Source organism: Actinosynnema sp., from assembly GCF_052038725.1.
Window position 1 is genome coordinate 1 of sequence record NZ_JBQGCX010001172.1, and the last position, 2,106, is coordinate 2,106.

At 72.7% G+C, this 2,106-nt stretch carries 1 protein-coding gene; it reads left to right on the plus strand.

Annotation, left to right across the window (positions count from 1 at the left end; all coding sequences use genetic code 11):
• Positions 1-476: 476 nt before the first annotated feature.
• The gene (locus ACTUAL_RS24535; protein WP_096496125.1) at positions 477-1,988 is read left to right on the plus strand and encodes a beta-xylosidase; all 1,512 of its coding nucleotides are present in this window, start codon (positions 477-479) and stop codon (positions 1,986-1,988) included.
• The last annotated feature ends 118 nt before the right edge of the window (positions 1,989-2,106 follow it).

A 2,106-nucleotide genomic window follows, 5' to 3' on the forward strand; every position in this document is an offset into this window, starting at 1 on the left:
GTCGACAAGGCCACCACCAGCGCCTGACCCGCGCCCCGCGCGAGGCGCCGCGCACGACCCGAACCGCCCCGGTCCCGGAGCCAGCCCCCGGACCGGGGCGGTTCGCGCGTCCACGGGGCCCAGGGCCCGAACGCGAACCCGAGCACCACCCCGAGCGACCACCAGCGCCACCCCCGCCCGACTTCACACCGGCCCCGCCACCCGGCGGGCATCATCCCCCAACGGGGTACCTCAAAAGGGGGTTCGTTGGGGCTCAGGTTTGCCGCGACGCGTCCGTACGCAGAGTCGTGCACAAGGGTTACCGAGTGCTACCGAGCCTGCCCGCAGAACAGCGGCGGATTTCCCGGTGAGGTCCTCGCGTCATCGAATGCTTCACTCCAACAGGTGGTTTGTTCCCTATAATCAACCCCTATCGGGAATGCAGTCACTTTCCTGTTGCCGTGTGCCCGCAGACCACGCAGGAGATCAGTTCCGGCATGGCCAAACACCACAGGCGTGCGGCGTCCTCGCTCGCAGGCGTCCTCGTCCTCGTCACCCTCGCGGCGTGCGCGCCCAGCGAGGCCGCGCCGTCCCCCGACCACCACCCGGTGGCCGAGACCTCGGCGCCACCCGACCCGCAGCCCCGCCAGCGGCCGGAGAACGTCCTGCTCACCACCGACCGCGGGCGGCAGAGCCCCGGTGTCGTCGCGGCGGGCGGTGGTGACGCGCCGTACAACTACGGGCCCACCGTCATGGTCGAGAACGGCCGGGTGCGGATGTGGTGGTGCAGCCAGCTCGGCTACGCCCTGCCGCCCGGCGACGACCTGCTCCACTCCAGCGCCGCCTCGCTCGACGGCCCGTTCAGCGCCCCCGACGGCAGCAGGGCCGTCCCCGTGCTGAGCGGCACGACCACCGGCTTCGACGGGATGCACACCTGCGACCCGACCGTCGTCAAGGCGGGCGACACGTACTACCTGTACTACACCGGGGCCGCCGGGGACCACGCGCACGGCAACGCCATAGGGGTCGCCAGCAGCAAGGACGGCATCTCCTGGTCCCGCATGGCCAACGGCGCCCCGATCATCACCCCGGCCTACGACACCGCCCGCGACAACACCTACGGCTCGGGCCAGCCCGCCGCCGTGTTCCTGGGCGGCTGGTTCTACCTCATGTTCACCGACACCACCGGCGCCGCGGCGGGCTGGAACGGCGCGGGCCAGTTCGTGCTGCGCTCCCAGGACCCGACGTTCCGCCGGGGCGTGCAGGCGCTCGGCGAGCAGGGCTTCGCCGACGTGGAGGCCACGAACAAGCCGCGCACCCGCTCGGTCGTGGACGCCTTCAGCGCCGACCTGATGTGGATCGACGCGCTGAGCGCCTTCGCGATCGCCCACGAGACCGAGCTGGGCACCACGGTCACCTTCTGGGACCGCGACTTCGCCGGGCACCCGTTCCAGCCGGTCCTGATCCCCGGCCGCTGGCGCGAGGGCCCCGGACTGGTCCGCACCCCGAACGGCCACGCCCCGGTGTCCCCGCAGGACCCGTGCGGCCGGATCCCGCTGGACGTCGTGCGCGCCACCGTCGACGGCTGGGCCAACGCGCCCACCGACCTGACCCGGTTCGGCGTCGACCTCGCGGGCGCGCCGGGCTGCGAGACAGAGGACGAGGCGGGCGTGCTCGACGGGTTCGCCGTGCCCTCACCGGAGAACACCCTCGACCTGGTCGTGGACGGCGAGCTGGTCAGGGTCGAGCGCCGCTCGGTCGCCGAGCGCCTGGCGAAGGGCGTCCTGGACCGCAGGCCCGCCGCCGTCGAGTCGATGCCGCTGGTCGGCCGGGTGCCGTCGGGCGTGGAGGCGGTCGGCGGACCGGGCGGCCAGGTGGGGCTGCTGGTGGACGACAAGCTGTGGCTGGTCGGCGGGGACGACGTGGCCAAGCTGAACTCCTCGCCGATCACGCAGGTGTCGGGGGAGTCGTGGGAGGAGTACGCGCAGGCGGGGAACCTGCGCCGCTGAGCGAATCGGAATTCGCGGCTCCGGAGCGTGGCGGGCACGGGCGCCGCCGGTGAAATCCGGGGCCGCGAAAATCCGGTGCGAATGCGAATCGCGCAATACCGGGGGAGCGGGCGCACGG